We start from the raw sequence: 19,640 nt of genomic DNA, 5'->3' as shown, positions 1-19,640 counted from the left end.
CTTTTGCTTTCCTGTGTGATGATGGCTGCGACATCTATAGCACAGACCGCAATATCGCCTACTACATGGGGAGGCACCACACTTAACGCGGCTGCCGGGCCCAGCGCATATGCGCCATTACCGGCCTCTACCTCTCCGGGTACGGCAGCAGTGAACGTATCGCAATGGGACAGAGGTCCCGGCGTGAGTTACAATGCCGGCGCTAACCGGTATAACTCTGCCGGCTGGACAGTAGGCGCATCGGCAGCGCTTACCGTGTACAGCGCCGGCGACTATATATACTTTACCGTTACCAACAACTCTACCACACAGCTAAAGATAACAGGTGTGGGTGTAGGAGCCGGCCAGTCTAGCAGCACAGGCCCCAATACATTCGGGCTGGTGTACCGTATAGGCTCAGGTGCGGCTACTGTCTTCGGCAGCACCGCTTCCGGCGCTTCGCCATCATTCAGCCAGCCTGCGGGTGTGGTAGTATGCGGCGGGCAGACCATCACCTTCTACCTGTGCGGCTGGGGCGGCTCGGGCGCTAGCGGCACATGGAGCATCAATAATACCGCATCTATCACCGCGCAGTGGATAACTGCTGTGAACACCACTGCCAGCAATACATCACCCGTACCTGCAGGCACCTCATTCAACCTGAACAGCAGCCCGAGTGGTGGTGTTACTCCATATTCCTATTCATGGGCAGGGCCAAGTTATAGCAGCACTGCCGCCAACCCTACGGTGACATCGCCCACAACAGCAGCATCGGGCAACTATACACTTACAGTTACAGACGCCTGGGGATGTACCAAACAGGCTGTGACCACCGCAACAGTGAACCCCGCCGCAGTATGCTCTGGCACACCTACAGCGGGTACAGCAGCAGCGGCCCCTGCATCGCATTGCGCAAGCGGATCTTCTACCATCAGCCTTACCGGCAGTTCATCGGCATCGGGCATTTCTTACCAGTGGATATCATCTACCATATCTCCAGCTGGTCCTTATACTATTATAGGTTCCGCCACATCGCCTACCTATAGTACAGGTACTATATCTACCACTACATACTATCGCTGCATACTTACCTGTACCAGCACAACCGACTTCGATACATCTTCTGTGGCCACTGTTACTATAAACCCACTGCCTACCGTGAGTGTAGGTAGCGGCAATGTATGCTCCGGCGGCTCGGGTCTTTCTATCACTGCTACAGGCGCTACGACATTCTCATGGGCGCCCTCTACAGGTCTTTCGGCCACTACAGGCGCTACAGTGACCGCCAATCCCACCACAACAACAGTATACACAGTAACAGGCACCACCGCAGGCTGCAGCAGCACCGCTACATCTACAGTGACCTATGTATATACACCCGGAGCAGTTACCGTATCGCCCACATCTATAGCAGCATGCGCAGGTGATGCTACAAGGCTCATACGCGCTACCGGCGGCGTTACAGGCCCTATGACAAATACCGTGAACTCCGGCACCATCACCATACCCGGTACTGTGGGCGCGTTCGGCACCATAACTGCCAACCTGAACATGAGCGGCATACCCGCAGGCGCGGTGATAACGGGCGCAGCGGTGAACGTGATCAGCTTCGGATCGAACTACCAGGACGACTATGTGATAAACATAAAAGCCCCCAACGGCAACATACTGAACCTGGTGAACCAGAGAGGCGCACATGGTCCTGCATCGGCTGCCATCATCTTCACCAATACCAATATCAGCTCGGCAGGTACTACCTCTCTTGCTACTGGCTCGGGCGTATTCACCGGTACATGGAGGGCAGATGCAGGCCTGCCTGTAGGCGCGGCTCCTTATGTCTCAAATGTAAATGCATGGAACGACCTGTACAGCACACCTAACGGCACCTGGACACTGTCGCTGTACAACAACACAGGCTTTACCAACAACCTCATAACCAGCGCAGCCTGGTCCATAACGCTGAACTATACAGTAGTATCGCCCATCACATGGAGTCCTTCAGCCAACCTCTACAGCGATGCTGCCGCTACCATACCTTATACAGGTGCGGTCACAGATAGCGTTTATTTCAACCCCGCAACAGCAGGCACAACGACCGTAGTGGCTACGGCCAGTAATAGCGGCTGTACAAGGACAGGTACAGCAACAGTAACAGTGAACCCACTGCCCGGCCCCATAACAGGTGCTGATACAGTATGTATAGGTCAGACAGTGACGCTGAGTAATACAATAACAGGTGGCACATGGACGGCAAGCAATGGCAATGTGGCCTTTGCCCCCGGCACCGCTGATATGACAGGCGTAACAGCAGGCACTGCAACAGTGACCTATACCCTGCCCAACAGTTGCTATACAACCACTACAGTTACAGTAAACACACTGCCTGCAGCCATTACCGGCCCTACCAACGTATGCGAGGGGGCGAACATCACCCTTGGCAATACTACGACACCCGGAACATGGAGCAGCAGCAACAGTAATGCTACTGCCGATGTTGCATCAGGCATCGTGACCGGTAATACCGCAGGTACAGCTACCATATCATACACACTAGGCACAGGCTGCTACAGCACCTATACCATAACAGTAGACCAGGCACCTGCCTCTATAACAGGCCCCACAGAAGTGTGTATAGGCAGCAATGTGACCCTGGCAAATACCATAACACCGGGTACATGGAGCAGCATTGCGAACATTACAATAGATGGCACTACAGGCGTGGCAACGGGCAATACGGCAGGCACAGCCACCATTACCTACACACTGCCTACTACCTGCTATACCACACGCACTATGACGGTGAACAGCCTGCCTGCAGGTATAACAGCAGGCACAGGACATGTATGTGAAAATGGCGGCACCCTGGCACTGAGCAATAGCATAGCAGGCGGCAGATGGAGCACCAGCAACACCAACATCTCTATAGATGGCACTACAGGCTTAGCGACAGGCGCTGCGGCAGGTACATCTGTAGTTACCTATACATTGGGTACAGGTTGTTATGTTACCACCATCGTTACTGTAGATGCAGCGCCTGCCATCATCACAGGCACTACCATTGTATGCGAGGCCGGCACTATTACCATGCTGAATGCTACCGGCACAGGTACATGGAGCACTACCAGCGCCAATGTCGCCATCGGGGCCACTACAGGTGTGGTAACAGGCCTGCATGCAGGAACTGCAACTATATCGTACAGCATACCCAATGGCTGCTATGTGACCGAGAGCATACTGGTGAACCCACAGCCTGCTCCCATCACAGGTCTTGCATCGGTATGCCTTGGCGCTACCATACCGCTCACCGGCTCTGGCAGCGGCACATGGTCATCCAGCAATGCTGACGTATCAGTAGATATAGCCACGGGCGATGCTACAGGCATGGCAGTAGGTTCGTCTACCATTACCTATACATTATCGGGCACAGGCTGCTACATAACGCGTGGTGTATCGGTGAATCCTCTGCCAGTGGCCATAACAGGCGCTACAAGCGTATGTGAGGGCAGCACGGCCACTGTGTTGAACACAGGTGGCGGCGGCACATGGGCAAGCGGCAATACCGCCATCGCTACCGTTAACAGCACTACAGGTGTAGTGAGCGGCCATACCGCAGGCACTGTAGCTATAAGCTACATACTGCTGGGCACAGGCTGCAGCACCAGCACTATCTTTACCGTCAACCCTACTCCACCCACATCGGCTGGCCCCTTGTCGGTATGTACAGGTGGCACTATCACACTTACCAATAGCACAGGCAGCGGCGTATGGAGCACCGGCAATGCATCGGTAGCTACAGTAGATCCTACCGGCCTGGTAACGGCGATTGGCCTTGGTCCTGTGAATATATCATATACACTGCCTGCAACAGGCTGTTATACATCGTCATCTGTTACTGTTACTGCCACACCATCGGCCATAACAGGCAGCCTGCAAGTATGCGTAGGTATCTCTACTCCCCTATCTAACCCCATGCCCGGCGGCACATGGAGCAGCAGCAACACTGCTATAGGCAGCATAAATGTTACATCGGGTGTTGTAACGGGTGTTACTCCGGGTACGGTATCTATAACCTACAGCCTGCTTACCGGCTGCAGCATAGCTACTACTGTCACAGTTACCGATCTGCCACCTGCCATCACAGGCACATCGCAGTTCTGCGCCGGCACATCGGTACTACTGATGAATACCGTAACAGGCGGCACATGGTCTGCAGGCGCCCCCGCCACAGCCACGGTGGCACCTGTCACAGGTGCTGTAACAGGCGTATCTGCAGGTACTGCGCTGGTATCTTACACTACAGGCACAGGCTGTATAGTTACCAAGACCGTGACCATAGACCCCATGCCTACACCCATAACCGGTGTGTTCTCTGTATGCGAGGGCAGGTCTACCACACTTAGCAGTGCTACCCCGGGCGGCGTATGGGTATCGAACAATACCACTATAGCCAATGTGGATGCAGCAGGCGTGGTGAACGGCGTTGCCGCCGGCATCACATACATCACATATACACTGGGCACTACCTGCTCTACACATGCTACCATCACAGTGAATGCCATCCCTGCAACAATATCCGGCGGCAATATATGTATCGGATCCGGCGCAGCATTTGCCAGCACATCTGCAGGTGGCACATGGACCAGCAGCAATACGGCTATCGCTACTATATCGGCATCTGGAGTAGCGTTCGGCACTGCGCTTGGTACTGCTACCATATCTTACACCTTTGCCAACGGCTGCTATAATACCACTACTGCTACAGTGCAGCCATTACCTGCTGCATATAACGTGACGGGCGGTGGCAACTACTGCACAGGTGGCACAGGTGTGAACATAGGTCTCGCCACATCGCAAACAGGTGTGGACTATGCACTGTATACAGGTGGCGCGCCATCAGGCACGGAAACAGGTACAGGCACGGGTATCAGCTTCGGGTTGCAGACAGCGCCTGGCGTGTACACTGTACAGGCCACCAATGCTACCACAGGCTGCCAGCGCACCATGACCGGCAGCGCAATGGTGATAGCACAACCACTGGTAACACCCGCTGTTACTCTGTTGGCCTCTGTACCTACCGACACATCATGCTCGGGCGCAGCGGTGGTATTCTCTCCTGCCCCGGTGAACGGCGGTACAGCACCTGTCTATAACTGGTACCTGAACGGTGTGGCCACCGGTACGGGCGCCACCTATTCGGTAGCTCCTGCACATGGCGATATAGTATCAATAAAAATGACGAGCAATGCTGCCTGCCGCACGGTAGATACTGCTGTTGCCGGTAGCATACGCAATGTACTGCCATCGCTGCATCCCGCAGCAGGTCTTGTACTGTCACCTGCCAGTACCACAGTGTGCGTGGGTACGGTAGTGACCCTCACTGCCACACCTGTGGGCGGTGGCGCTGCACCTGGCTATGTATGGCTGGTGAATGGCACTAGTGTGGGCACAGGCGCTACTTATAGCTTCCTGCCCAGCGACAACGACAGGGTCAAATGCATCATCACCAGCAACTACAGGTGCCGCACTGGCGATACTGCGCATAGTGCAGAGGTAGAAATGAACGTGATACCTCCTACCCTGCCTATGGTCACCATCAATGCCACACCCGGCAATACTATTGCCGCAGGCGAGCTGTGTTCATTCTCTGCAGTGGTAACGAATGCAGGGCCTACACCGGGCTACCAATGGGCTGTAAATGCTACCGATATAGCTGGCGCTACCAACAGCACATACAGCACCAGCGCCCTGCAGAATGGCGATGTGGTGACCTGCCTGGTAAGCAGCAGCGGCATATGCAACGGGATAACCAACTACAATGCGGTAGTGATGACGGTGGTGACACCGGGCAATGTAGCGCAGACCACAGCCTCATCTACCATACGCCTGATGCCCAACCCCAACAATGGCGCCTTTACCATAAGCGGCATACCCACCGAAATGGCAGAGGAAGAAATGACCATAAGCATTACCAATATGCTGGGCCAACGAGTGTATGAAAATACGCTGAACACAGGCAACCAGCAGGTGACCATAGAAATGAACAACGCACTACCAAATGGTATGTACATAGTGAACCTGAGGACAAGCACTCAGCATCATTCTATCAACTTCGTAATGAAGCACTGATAACGTGCTTTGAATTCCTCTGTAAAGAAACAGCCCCCTTGGAAACAAGGGGGCTGCTCTGTTTTTATCTTATGAGTAAAGATTCGTGCGCTATCTATTCAAAGGTCACTGTGCCATTCGACATATGTATACCTATGGATGCACTTCCATTGCCCACAGTGCCACTACAGCCCGTTTCTCCTTTCTGTAAATAAGAAGGTACATTCTTCACGTCGGCATTTATGTCAATAACGGCATTACCCATCTGTCCCAACTTGATGGAGCTTGTGTAGCCACTGATATTCATGCGCCTTACAGCCGATAGGTCTGTGAACGAGATGCCGTTCACACTAAAGAGCCATAATTCACAAATGCCCTGAATAGTTCCTATCGCAATGTTCTCTGCCTTATCCAGTCTCCCTACTACATTACCTGCACGGTCTATCGCTACTTCGCTCATATTGCCGCCAAAGTATACATTGTCTATGGTGCCTATCTTCAGCCCTCTTCCATCGCGCAAATGCACATCACCCGCATGGTCTATCTGCAAATAATGCACAGCATTCACATAGGAATTGTCCAGGTAGCCGATATGGCCCCATTTATCAAAGAACATTGGCGCATCTATGCTTATGTAGTTCATGCGGCCCATTAGCTTCTTCGCGAACAGGCGACCATTGAATACATCTACATTCACAGGGCCGCTATAGTCGTCCTCGAAATGTACATCCCCATGTACCGCTTTTACATCTACGAACATGCCATCGGGTATCATCAGCTCATAACTGATGGCCTTACCATTCGTATCTATGTCTTTAAAGTCCTTTACAATGCTTAGTTCTCCCCTTACACCATGGTCTTTATTGCCGGGCAAGGGCCTTTCTACCGTTATCTTCGCCGATCCGTGCTCGTGGTCTTTTACCTGCACATCCAGGCCATCAAGCATACTATCTACCCGGCCTTGTGTATAGCCCATGCCCGTAATGACAATACGCACCGATACCATGGGCTTCTTCCAGGTCCTGATGCGCACATCCCCCAGTGCAGCATCTACTACCAGCCGGTCGCCCTCGCTCACCTTTACCTGCTGCTCTATGGTCTTTCTCCTTACCATCAGATCTTTTGCCTGTACCGCCACACTAAGACAGCACAACACTATAATATATCCCAATATCTTCCTCATACAATGTCATTTACAAGGCGAACAAATAAATATACTCATAATGCCTCCAAAAACAAAGGGGCGGCATCTCTGCCACCCCTTTGAAAAGAATACTTATCTATTGATTATTTGCTGAGTACGAAGTGGAACACCTTGCGCTCGTCGCCTGCATGAACCGTAAGCATATACATGCCATTGGCAAGCGAATTGTCCAGTTGCACCTTGTGATCTATGACACCATTGTGGCTGGTCACCTTGCCGGTGTATACCGTTTGGCCCAGCATGTTGGTCACTTCCATGGTCACTTCCTCATCGGTAGTGCCTGCTATGGTGCCATTCACTGCGAACGAACCGGTATTGGGGTTGGGCACCAGCCTTATGTTGCCCTCACCTGCTATTTCTACCATACCCGTTGTGCGGCGGATCTTCACCGAGTTGAACGAGTAGTATGCGCAGCTGCCTACACCATGTACCTCGCAGGTCACAGAGTCGTTATTGGCAAAGTCAGCGCTGATGTAGGTAGCAGTAGTAGCGCCTGTTAGCTTGGTGCTGTTCTTGTACCACTGGTATGTAGGTGTATTTCCGGCAGGCTTCACTACTGCATTCAATGTCACCGTCTGGCCTATCCTTGATGTAAGGCCCGGCAGTGCATTGATCTCTACCGAAGGCAGGAACACATTGGTCACATTCATGCTGATGCTGTTGCTGGCCACATTGTTTATGGACGGACAACTATAGCTGCTCGTGAGCCTTGCTACTATCACATCACCATTATTGGGCACCAGCACCATGGTATTGCCTGTACCGCCTACTGGGTTGCCATTACGCGTCCATGCATATGTAGGTGTAGTACCACCATTCACAGGTGTAGCAGTAAAGAGCACATTAGAGAACTGGCACACATTGTTGCCGGGATTGGCATCTATGGTCACAGATGGCAGCAGCGTATGTGTTACTACAGCTGTCAGCGCATTTGATGTAACGGTGGCGGGCAGCGGGCAAACAGCATTGCTGGTAAGCTCTACTTTTACTACGTCGCCATTCACAGGCACATAGGTGTAAGAGCTGGTACCGCCTACCACAGTGCCATTCACTATCCACTGGTAAGCGGGGGCAGAACCACCATTTACAGGTGTAGCAGTGAATGTAGCACTCTGGCCTTCGCACACCGTATCATTGGGGCCCATAACTATGGTAGCTTCCGGCAGTACCGTAGGTGTGATTACGATATTGGCAGCGCCTGCCATATCGGTCAAACAACCCAGGTCTGTAGTAGCGGTAGCAGTGTATGTGCCGGACATAGTATATGTACCGAAATCGAACGCACCACCTACGCTGGTAACAGTACCCACCAGGGTAGCGCCATGATACAGTCTGTATGTATCGTCGGCCTCAGAATTGGTCATGCTCAGTACCACACCAGTGCTACCTGCGCAGTACGAACCGCCAGTGCTTACGTTGTGTACCACAGGCAGCGGATCGGTAGTGACAATGGTAGTAGTGATACAGCCGGTGGGCAGCGTATAGGTAATAAGCGTATTACCTGCAGCAACACCGGTCATTTCGCCGGTAGCAGAGCCTATGGTGGCTATCGTCACATCGCCACTGCTCCATGTACCATCCGGGTCGGTGTTAGAGAGCGTAGTAGTAGCGTTCACACATGCCCTCATGGTGCCTGTTATGGCCACCGGCAGCGGATCTACTGTTACCACTGCGGTTATCATACAGGTAGTGGGCAATACATACGATACGGTAACAGTACCTGCAGCCACACCTGATATGATACCGGTAGTGCTGCCTGCTGTAGCTATCAGATCATTGGAACTGTACCATTCGCCATCGGGCGTAATGCTATTCAGTGTTGTATTAAGACCTTCGCACACTGTCATATCGCCGGTTATGGGTGCTGGCAGCGGATCTACGGTAAGCACTGCCGTGCTGATACATGTAGTGGGCAGTGTATAAGTGATGGTAGTAGTACCATCGGTGATACCTGTGGCCACACCGGTAGTAGCGTTTATGGTACCTATAGCTACGGTACTGCTGCTCCATGTACCATCAGGGTCGCTATTGCTGAATGTTATATCATTACCGGGACAAACATGCATGCTACCGCCTACTATAGCTGCCGGCAGCGGGTTCACGGTAAGTTCTGCCGTGATAGCGCAACCTGTTGTCGTGAGCGCATATACTATAGTGGTAGTACCGTCTGTAACACCGGTGGCCTCGCCTGTAGTGGCATCTATGGTAGCTACAGATGTATTGATGCTGGTCCATGTACCTGGGGTAGTAGCATCGGTAAGTGTAGTGCTAAGACCTTTACATACTGCCAGTGTACCACCTATTGCATCTGGCAGCGGGTTCACTGTTACAGTAGCTGTAGCTATACAGGTAGTGGGCAATGTGTATGTAATGGTAGCAGTACCTGCATTGCCTGCGAGTATCACACCTGTCGTAGGATCGATGTCGGCAACAGTGGCATCGCTGCTGCTCCATGTACCATCGGGATCGCTATCGGTAAGCGTGATGGTATGGGCTGGGCACACTTCAAAAGTAGCGCCGGCTATGCTGGCAGGCAGCGGGTTGGTGGTCACCTCGGCTGTGATGATACAGCCTGTAGGCAACGTATAGGTAACGATAGATGTACCTGCATCATGACCTGTAACAATACCTGAAGAAGAGCCTATGGTAGCTACCGAAGGTGTGCTGCTGCTCCATGTGCCATCAGGATCGTCATCTGTAAGTGTGGTCGTAAGGCCCTGGCATACAGAGAGTGTACCGCCTATGGCAGCAGGCAGCGGATTAATGCTTACAGTAACGTTCACCGTAGAGATACAACCGGCGCTGCTTGTAGCAGTTGCCGCATATACATTGTTTCCGGCAACAGTAGGAGTTACGGTGGCAGTAGCACATGTAACGGCATCACAAACCACACCACTGGCGCCGCCTACACCTGCCCATGCATAAGTAGCAGGAGGCAATGTGCCTTTTACGGTCACATTATCAATGAACCACTGCAGGAAGCCGTTATAGTTCCACCTCAGTTTCACATCGGTCTTGTCCAGGGCACCGGCAGGCATCTCTATAGTAGTATCATTGTCCGTAGTGCTCCATGTACCATCGCCTATCGTCATACCTGCGAAATTGGCAAGTGGCAGCCAGTTAGCACCACCATCGGTAGAATACTCTACAGCTACGGTAGCATCGCCGGCATCTGAAAGCAGGTATTGATTGAAGGTAAGCGATGCACTACCCATACCTGCAGTAGAGAATGAGCCCGAAGTGAGCACAGTATTCACCTGGCCGGTAAGTATACCTACTGCCTGCATCATTGGTGTGCCATCACCTACAGAACCATCCCAGCCGTTAGGCACTAACTGCCAGTAAGCCGATGGGTCTCCGGAGATGTTGTCCATTGTCCAGTCATCTATACCAGAGTTGAAGTCCTGGCTCATCAGAGTGAAGGTAGACGGAGGCACACTGGAATTGAACGATACGCTCTCATTAAGACATACGGTAGTAGGAGTAAGAGAGGTTACAGTAAGGGCAGGTAAAGGATCTACACTTACAGATACCGCCCTGAAGCACCCTGTGGGTAGCGTATAGGTGATCTGTGTCATACCATCGTTCACACCGGTCACCACACCTGTAGTACCTTCTACAGTAGCGACACCTGTAGCACTGCTGGTCCATGTACCGTTCGCATCAGCATTTTCCAGGTCAGAGGTAGTGTTCTTACATATCCTGGTATCGCCAATTATAGCCACCGGCAACGGATTCACCGTAAGTTCTCGCGTACGGGTACATCCTGTAGATGGCAGTGTATAAGATATGACAGTGGTACCTGTAGTATTAGCTGTTACCACGCCATTCGTACCTATAGTGGCCACGGTAGTGTTCGAGCTCACCCAGTTGCCTCCTGCATCTGCACTGTTGAGAGAGGTGGTATAAGAAACGCAACCGTCGTTACCTGTTATCACTGCTGGCAACGGATATACTACCACCCTTGTAGAAGCAGAATCCCTGTTACCAGAGAATATACAGTCCGCCTTCATCCTGTAGTAGGTAGTGGCGGTGATATTGGGTGATATTGTGTAGGTCTCGCTGGTAGCACCGCTGATATCTGTGAACAACACGCTATCTGGTGATGACTGCCATTGTAGTTTAACACCTATGCCAGGAGTGCTGGTAACATCGTTGATAACGGTAGAACCTGCTACACAAAGCGAAGGTGATACTGGTACGGCAGTACCGGCGGTAAGGGCTCCGCTACATTTTGGCGCTTCATGAGCACCTACAAAAGGCGTGATAGCATTACGGGGCGTACCATCGAAATCTGTAGTGACCGCAAGAGGAATACCAGCCACCATAGGCAAGTTGGCATTCACCTGCTGCAAATGCAGATCGTTATCGCTTACAAAGACAGGTTTGCTACTGAATGATGCAGTATTGCCGCCGAAGCTTTGTACTGCCGTCATATTCGTCCTTTCGCTGGACAGGAACGCCAAAGAACCGTTCGAGAAATAGTTATTAAAGTTCAGTTGAGAGTAATTGGCAAAGCCTGTAGTAGAATACATTGCGTAAGCCTTCTCATTCGCCTGGTTGCTTATATCATATGTGTTCGTGAATATGTTGTTCCGTATATCCAGATTGGTTCCAGAGGTACCAACATACATACATATGGTCATAGCGCCGCTGGTAGCACTACCAGTACGAGAGCCGAAGAGGTTCACCGTATTATACCACACGTTCACACCACCTGTACCTGTAGAGTTAGTTTCTATACCTATACCTATGGGGCAGCTTGTAGCTGTGGTACTTGCAAAACCAGCAACATCCGATATCATATTATTGACGATAGTGTCGTTGCTGATATTATTACCTGTATGGATATAGATACCACGCATAGAGCCTGCGGCACCAGATAGGTTATTTAATCCCTTTATTGTGTTACCGGAAACTATAGAATTAATGACCCCCCCACTCGCACCGAAGTATATACCAAAGGAAGTTGCACCTGATCCATACGACATCAGATTAGTAATCGTATTATTAATCACCCTGGCTCTATCCACAGCACCTTCGATATAGAGACCCGCAGTACCGAATGTAGTTCCTGTGACCCCTATATTCCGGAATAAATTACCTGATACCTCAAGATTTATCATACGCCTCAGGAATACCGCGTTCACACCCATATTCAGGTTATTATCAGAGGTTTCCGGGCCTATGAAGTTGTTCTTTATCTGCCAGTTATCATTGCTGGTAGCTGATGCGAAACCTGAACCCGACCCCCATATAGCATAACCACACTTCAGGAATGTATTACCTTCTATTAGCACATTATCGTGATTCATACCATCATTGCCAGCTGGATTGGTACCATTTGCCGAAGCAATGATACCCCATACACCTGTAATGGTATTATTACCACCTGTGATGGTAGTATTCTTTATCGCAATGTTTTTACAGCCCCCGGTCGTAGTGCTGGCCAGCCATACCGGGGCCGCTCCTGCTGTGGTCTTGGTATTGACAACTGTTAGTGAAGCTCCTCCTGTATTCACACCATCTATGGTCACAAAGCGAGCATCCAGCAGCTTGAACGTAGACCCTGCTGAAGTAGGGGCGGTCACAGTAGCAGAAACCCCAGCGTTGGGCCTTATAGTAAGTGTGTGATCGACATCAGCAAAAACACTGTTGTTGATAATGAGAGGAAATCCTTCACTCACACCATAGTTAGCATCTGTCAATATGAATGTGACATGCCCGGTAAGACAGCCAGTATTATAGAGATTTATCGCACCCGAAAGCGTATTAAATGGAGACGGTTGTGCTGAACCCACCAAATTATCACCACCCAGAGCGGTCATTACATTATAGCTAGCTGGTGTGGTCGGGGCAGTGATATTGGTAACATTGGTCCCTGTACTACCAATACCGGGTTGAGCGCCGACATTGTTGGTAGGCGATGCTGCATCTTGTGCAGCAACGTAATATTGTACAGTATTACCTACTACCAGACCAGGCATGAGCGATGCCTGTATGGTGAACGACCACACATTGCCGCCCAAGGATGTACCTTCTGTGAACTGCCATGTACCTGCCGAGTTAATTTTAAAATATACCCTTGGTTTGAATGTAGTACTGTTCACACCCGAGGCATCTGTAATGGTAGCAGTGAACGTCCTGTCACCGTTTCCGCAAGCACCAAGGAGTGGGGTGTAAACGATACTCGGAGCCACTACGTCCTGTATGATACCATCGAACTCATCAGCTCCTATATCGGGTATAAGGCCACCACCATTGGCAGAACCGGCGGGGCCAGGGCGCACATGTCCATCCCAGTCGGTATTCACCCCAAGACCCATGCCGCCAGATTCAAGCTGTGATATAGTGGCCGCAGGGATATGCAGATCCGTATTCGATACAAAGCCGGGATTAACACTAACAGAGTGAAGGTTACCACCAAAACCAGCCTGCATACCTGCTATGTTCGTTCTATCAGTACTACCAATGAAGCCAAGTACATTTGATGCATTGGCCACAAAGTAATCGTTGTGGTCTATGTTAGTGAAATTGGTATTTGCTACAGAGCTGTATATGGTATAGTTCTTATCTGTAGCAGTACTGGTATTGTCGCAAGTATTCACCAGTACGTTGTTACGGATATCCAGGTTGCCACCCGTAGCCACTATAGCTATACACGCACTACCGGTAGCACCAGTCTGGCCGGTACGCGCACCGAACAGGTTGATAGAGTTGTGCCATATCTTCAGACCACCTGCTGTACCTTCTATGTATATACCATTCGCCCAGTTACTTGCTACGGCCGTACCGGCATTGGTCCATACATCAGTGATGATATTATTTACTATCGTATCATTACTGCTCGCATTACCGGTATTGATATTGATGACACGAGGACTCCAGCCGCTTACATTACTACCGATATTTTTAAAAGTATTACCAGATATAATGCTATTAAGAATATTGGTACCGAAATATATCACCTGGCTAACACCTGTCTTTGACGAGAAGAAACCATCGATAGTATTATTCCTTATCATGGCACGCTCTATACCAGATTCCAGGAAAAAACCTGCAGGAGGGAAAGAGTTGCCGTTAACAGTATTACCAGTATTCCTTAATATATTATTAGAGATATCCAGGTTCACCATGTTGCGGAAGAACATACCGTTCACGCCCATACCCAGCAACGGATCTACTGTAGCAGGGCCTATGATATTGTTAGATACCACCCAATTGTCGTTACCGCCAGTGGATGTATTAGCAGCACCACCACATACCAGCACTGCATAGCCACACCTGAGGAAGGTATTGCCCGTAATAGTAACATTATCATTATCATTACCATTGTTACCACCTATTGCTGTGCTACCGCAAAGTATACCCCACTCATTAGCATAAGGGCTTGCATTAGGTATGTTGGCACCACCGGTGATGTTCATGTTCTTCAGTGTGATGAACTTACAGCCGGGGCCCGAGCTGGTGAGCCATATGTTACAAGTATTCGTGCCCGGGTTGGAACTCACCAGGTGAAGGTTGGCACCACCTGTGTTCACACCATCCATGGTCACATAACGGGCATCGTTGAAACGGAACATGCTTTGTGAGGATGTACCGCCTGTTACCGTAACAGAGGTAGAGGCCGCAGGACGGAGCGTAAGTGTTGCCGATGGACCGGCCAATGGGTTGTTGGCAATGGTGATAGGGAACGACTCTGTGGGATATGTAGCATCGGTAAGCACATAAGTGATATGACCACTGATACAAGTATTGGTATTGTATGCATTTATTGCCGAAGTGATGGTAGGATATGTACCGCTGGTACCTACATTGTATGTACCTGAAGAGGGGAATATGTTATAAACATTTGGCGTAGTGGGTGGTGTGGCCGTGTTTACGTCAGTACCTGTGATACCTGCACCGGGGAAACCACCAAGGTTGCCTGCAGCATCCTGTGCTACTACGAAATAGGTCACCTGGTCGCCACCGGCCAGTGCTGGCGTGAAAGCAGCTGCCGAGACAGTGAATGTCCATGTGCCACTCAGTGCATCGCCTGCAGTAAGCGTACCGGGAGCAGAGATGTATGCTCCTGTATTCTTCTTCATGTACAGGCGAGGCATATTGGCACCGGTGGTCACTATACCTACATTATCAGATATAGTTGCGGTTATCACCCTGTCGCCCGCAGAGCAGGTGGATGTAAGCGCTGTGTAGTTCACTACGGGTAATACAGCCTCTACAGGTATTCGGTCGAACTCATCTGCACCTATATCAGCAAGAAGACCGCCGCCGTTCACAGACCCAACAGGGCCGGGACGTACATCACCATCTATATCAGAGGTAACACCTACGTTGGCAGCAGCCGATTCGAGACCTGACGGGCCACCATTGGGAATATGCAGGTCGGTATTGGAAACGAAGCCCGGGTTAACGGATATCGAATTCGCATTACCACCGAAACCACTCTGCATCTCTGCAACTATGGTACGGTCCGTACCGCCTATAAGGCCCATAAAGTTTGTAGCAGATACAGTATAGTTGTTATTATCTATGGCAGAGAATGTGCTGCTGGCAGAAGTAGAATAGATAGCATACGACTTCTCTCCTACTATACCTGTATTGTTGTAGGTATTCACAAGTATGTTGTTGCGCAGGTCTATATTATTGCCACTGGTAGTGACCATGATACATGCCGAACCTGCCGCAGTAGAAGCCGTACCGGCCCTATCGCCGAACAAGTGTATAGAGTTGTGCCATATCTTGGCTACGCTGGTACTACCCTGTATGAATATACCCATTGGCCAGTTGGTAGTGGTGGCGCTGGAATTACTGTAAACCTCACTTATCATGTTGTTCATGATAGTATCATTACAGTTAGCGCCGCCGTTCAGCTCGATGGCCCTCATACTGCCTGGCGATCCATTTGTATTGAATATGGTAGTTATCTTATTGCCTGATACGCGTGCATTGATAACGCCACTTCCTATGTTGATGGACATAGAGTTACTGGTACCATAGCTCACATGATTACTTATGTTGTTGTTGGCTACAACAGCCCTGTTTATATTACCTTCCATATATATACCTGCCGTACCAAAGGTGGTACCGGTAACGCCTATGTTCCTGAGCGTGTTATTAGATACGTTCAGGTTGGTCATGTTCCTGAAGAACATGGCATTCACACCTACATTGTTGGTAGAGCTAGAAGTTGCCGGGCCTACTATATTGTTAGTGATCACCCAGTTGTCATCGGTACCGCCCGAGGTACCGCCGGCCCATACAGCATAACCGCACTTCTCAAAAGAGTTACCTGCGATGGTCACATCATCATTATTCGCACCGTCGGTACGGCTGCTGCTGGTATTGCTGGCAAATATGCCGAACTCGTCGGCGCCGGCAGTACCGGCATTACCACCTACGAGGGTAAGATTGCGCAGGGCTATATTGTTGTTACCGGTAGTGACGCTGGAAAGCCATATGTTACCGGTAGTATTACCGGCATTACCATTCGTTATTGTGAATGATGAACCACCTGTATTCACACCATCTATAGTAACGTAGCGGGCATCTGTAAATCTGATGACAGATGCTGCACCCGAGCTACTTGTTATAGACACGGCCACACCTGTTGCCGGCTTTATGGTAAGCGTAGCCGAAGCGCCTGCCATTGGGTTATTGGCAATAGTTATAGGATAAGACTCTGTGGGATAGCTGGCATCCGTAAGGTTGTATACGATATGGCCTGTGAGACAGGTATTGGTATTGTACGAATTGACCGCGGCAGTAATGGTAGTGAATGGCTTGCCTATACCTACATCGAACGTGCCCGAATTAGGCTGAACGAAATAGATATTCGGAGTGGTTGGCGGCGTGGTAACGGTGTTCACATCTGTGGCCACCAGTCCTATGCCCGGCGTAGCGCCTACCTTGCCTGCTGCATCTTGCGCTACCACATAATAAGATACCTGGTCGGTACCTATAAGACCACCCATATCTGTGGCAGATATGGTAAATGTCCATACACTATTGGCAGCAGTCCCCGAAACGTATGCACCTGACGAAGAAGACCAGGTGCCAGCACCCTTGCGATAGTATATCCTGGGAACATTGGCGCCCGATAAGGGGACCCCGATATTGTCCGTTACAGTAGCATTCAGCGTTCTGTCGCCTGCTATACAGGTAGCTGCCAATGCCGTATAGGTAATGCTGGGCGGTATGATGTCCTGCGGAATACCATCGAACTCATCTGCACCTATATCGGGCATGTTCGCTCCACCGTTCACCGAACCGGCTGGGCCGGGGCGTACTTGTCCATCTATATCGGTAGTGACACCGGTGACCGTAGCGCCGCCCGACTCCAGAGGCGTGGCCGATGCATTGCTTATATGCATATCAGTATTGGCGCCTATGAAGGGGGCCGCACCTACGAATGCCAGTGAAGCGTTGTCATTGGTACCGGCAGCATTCAGCGTAGAAGAATAAGAGCGCCAGTTGGTGGCCGGGGTAATGGCGTTGATCACAAGATCGCTCACCAGGTAGCGGGTAGTGCCCGATGTCATCTGCGCCAGGTAATTGCCCGATGCCGCATAGTAGGCATTGTTATTGAACGTACCGTTGAACGATGCTGTAAGACCTGTAGGCAGCTGTATACAACTATTTATAGGTGTACCGGGCCAGCCTGTCATTTGCATAGAGAAGATATTGTTCCTCACATCCATACCTGTGCTGGTGGTATTAACTATCATAAAGCAAGTATTGCCATGAGATGCAGAACCCGATATGGGGCCGCCATACATATGTACTGTATTGTTGTATACCTTATGCCCCGTGCCCGATGATACCTTGATACCCATGTTCTCATTGGAAGTACTGGGCGGGGCAGTAGCAGCGCGGCCATTTACATCCCATACCATATTATTGTTCAACTGTACATTATTGGGGCCATTCACATTGATACCCGTGGCAGGTACTGCCGATGCAGTATGGTTGTTCACCCTGCTCACTTTGTTACCGCTCACTATGGTAGTGGTGGTACCGGTACCATTGTTCAGGTTGATACCCGAAGCATTGGCGGTACTACTCAAAGAGATAATATTGGTAATGGTATTACCGCTAATGTTGCAAGTGGTCATTGATCCGCCTATATACAGCCCTTCATCGCCTGTACAGTTGGTAGCGCTCGCTACTACCCCATTTATCGTATTGTTCACGAACTGAAGGTTCGATACCGTTGTACCCTGTATCTCTGCCCCGCGTATCACATTACCGTTACAAGACATCACGTTCTGTATGGTATTGCCACTCACGGTACACAGCGTAGCGCCCTGTATGGTGATAGCCACAGTATATATAGTGCTGGATATGCCGAAGTATGGCGGCGCACCGGCCGTAGAGCCTGCCGTACCCAGTGTATTGTTCGATACGGTGATGCTGTTGATGGATGCCTGGGATGCCCCATTCACCGATATACCGCGCGCACAACTGGTAATGGCATTGTTGTCTATCACCAGGTTGTTCATAGTACCGGTCGATGAGTTGTTCACTGCCGTAAGAGAGCTTGGTGCCGATGTGGCGCCTGCAGCATTACCACCGCCATAGATACCTAGCGTATTATCTACCGAGCCGCTGGTGACGCCCGATGCGTTACGCCCTGTAGCGCTACCATTGATGATACAGTTCTTTATGGTCACGTTATCAGTATTGGCAACACCGGTACCCACCACCAGGCGTATCACCGAGGTAAGAGTGGTGGTATTGCTGGCAGAATTGGTTATAGTAAGGTTGCGGTTGGTACCCGGGGTATTGGGGTTGTCACCGTCTATGGTCACATTGTCCGCACCGTTCAGTTCTATCAATCCCTTGCCCGATGCCGACGGGCCCGATATGGTCACATTATCGGCAGTGGGGCGTATGGTCACCGACGTATAGTTGGCAGAGCCTGCACCACTACTGTGCAGCACGCAGGAAGCCCCCTCTGTAGTATTGGCCGAGACCTCTACGGTGATGGCTCCCGTGTGTGTGCCATTGTTGATGGCAAGAAAAGCTGCACTGATAGAACCATAGCCTTGCGTGGCCACGCCTCCTGTAGCATTAACAGTAACTTGTGCCATTGCCGAACAGAATGCAACGCAGCTAAGCAGGGATAAATAGAATTTTTTCATTTCAGATCTCTTTTAAAACAATTTGGCGATAAAAGTAATACCGTATGCCGCCCCCTCGATCATTTGTAAATAAATAATTACAATCATGTTACTATTGTGTGAAGATCGCAGGTGGCATCTGAGTCGTTTCTCTAAGTTAACAATCTTTTATGGCTTTACGGCCGTAAAAAAATATTTTTTTATGCCCTATGACCCCCTTTAAGTAA

At 50.5% G+C, this 19,640-nt stretch carries 3 protein-coding genes; 1 reads left to right on the top strand and 2 read right to left on the bottom strand.

Translation table 11 applies throughout. The annotated features are described in order from the left end of the window. Positions 1 to 18: 18 nt before the first annotated feature. Positions 19 to 6,105 carry an Ig-like domain-containing protein gene (locus ABD843_RS00990; RefSeq protein WP_345077152.1) on the top strand — a complete coding sequence of 2,029 codons (6,087 nt, stop codon included), beginning with the start codon at positions 19 to 21 and terminating at the stop codon, positions 6,103 to 6,105. Between the two features lie 94 nt (positions 6,106 to 6,199). Here the strand turns inward: ABD843_RS00990 and ABD843_RS00985 are convergent, their stop codons facing one another. Further along, the gene (locus ABD843_RS00985) at positions 6,200 to 7,267 is read right to left on the bottom strand and encodes a hypothetical protein (RefSeq protein WP_345077149.1); all 1,068 of its coding nucleotides are present in this window, start codon (positions 7,265 to 7,267) and stop codon (positions 6,200 to 6,202) included. A 104-nt stretch (positions 7,268 to 7,371) separates the two neighbouring features. Further along, a complete protein-coding gene (locus ABD843_RS00980; RefSeq protein ID WP_345077146.1) occupies positions 7,372 to 19,434 on the bottom strand; it encodes a T9SS type A sorting domain-containing protein in 12,063 nt (4,020 codons plus the stop codon). Positions 19,435 to 19,640: the final 206 nt, after the last annotated feature.

This window comes from Nemorincola caseinilytica, assembly GCF_039540515.1.
Classification (GTDB): Bacteria; Bacteroidota; Bacteroidia; order Chitinophagales; family Chitinophagaceae; genus Nemorincola; species Nemorincola caseinilytica.
This window is presented reverse-complemented; position numbering and strand designations above follow the sequence as displayed.

What these genes read in the sequence shown, in the direction of transcription:
- ABD843_RS00980 (WP_345077146.1), bottom strand. Translation starts at nt 19,434, where the DNA reads ATGAAAAAATTCTATTTATCCCTGCTTAGCTGCGTTGCATTCTGTTCG.
- ABD843_RS00990 (WP_345077152.1), top strand. Translation starts at nt 19, where the DNA reads ATGATGGCTGCGACATCTATAGCACAGACCGCAATATCGCCTACTACA.
- ABD843_RS00985 (WP_345077149.1), bottom strand. Translation starts at nt 7,267, where the DNA reads ATGAGGAAGATATTGGGATATATTATAGTGTTGTGCTGTCTTAGTGTG.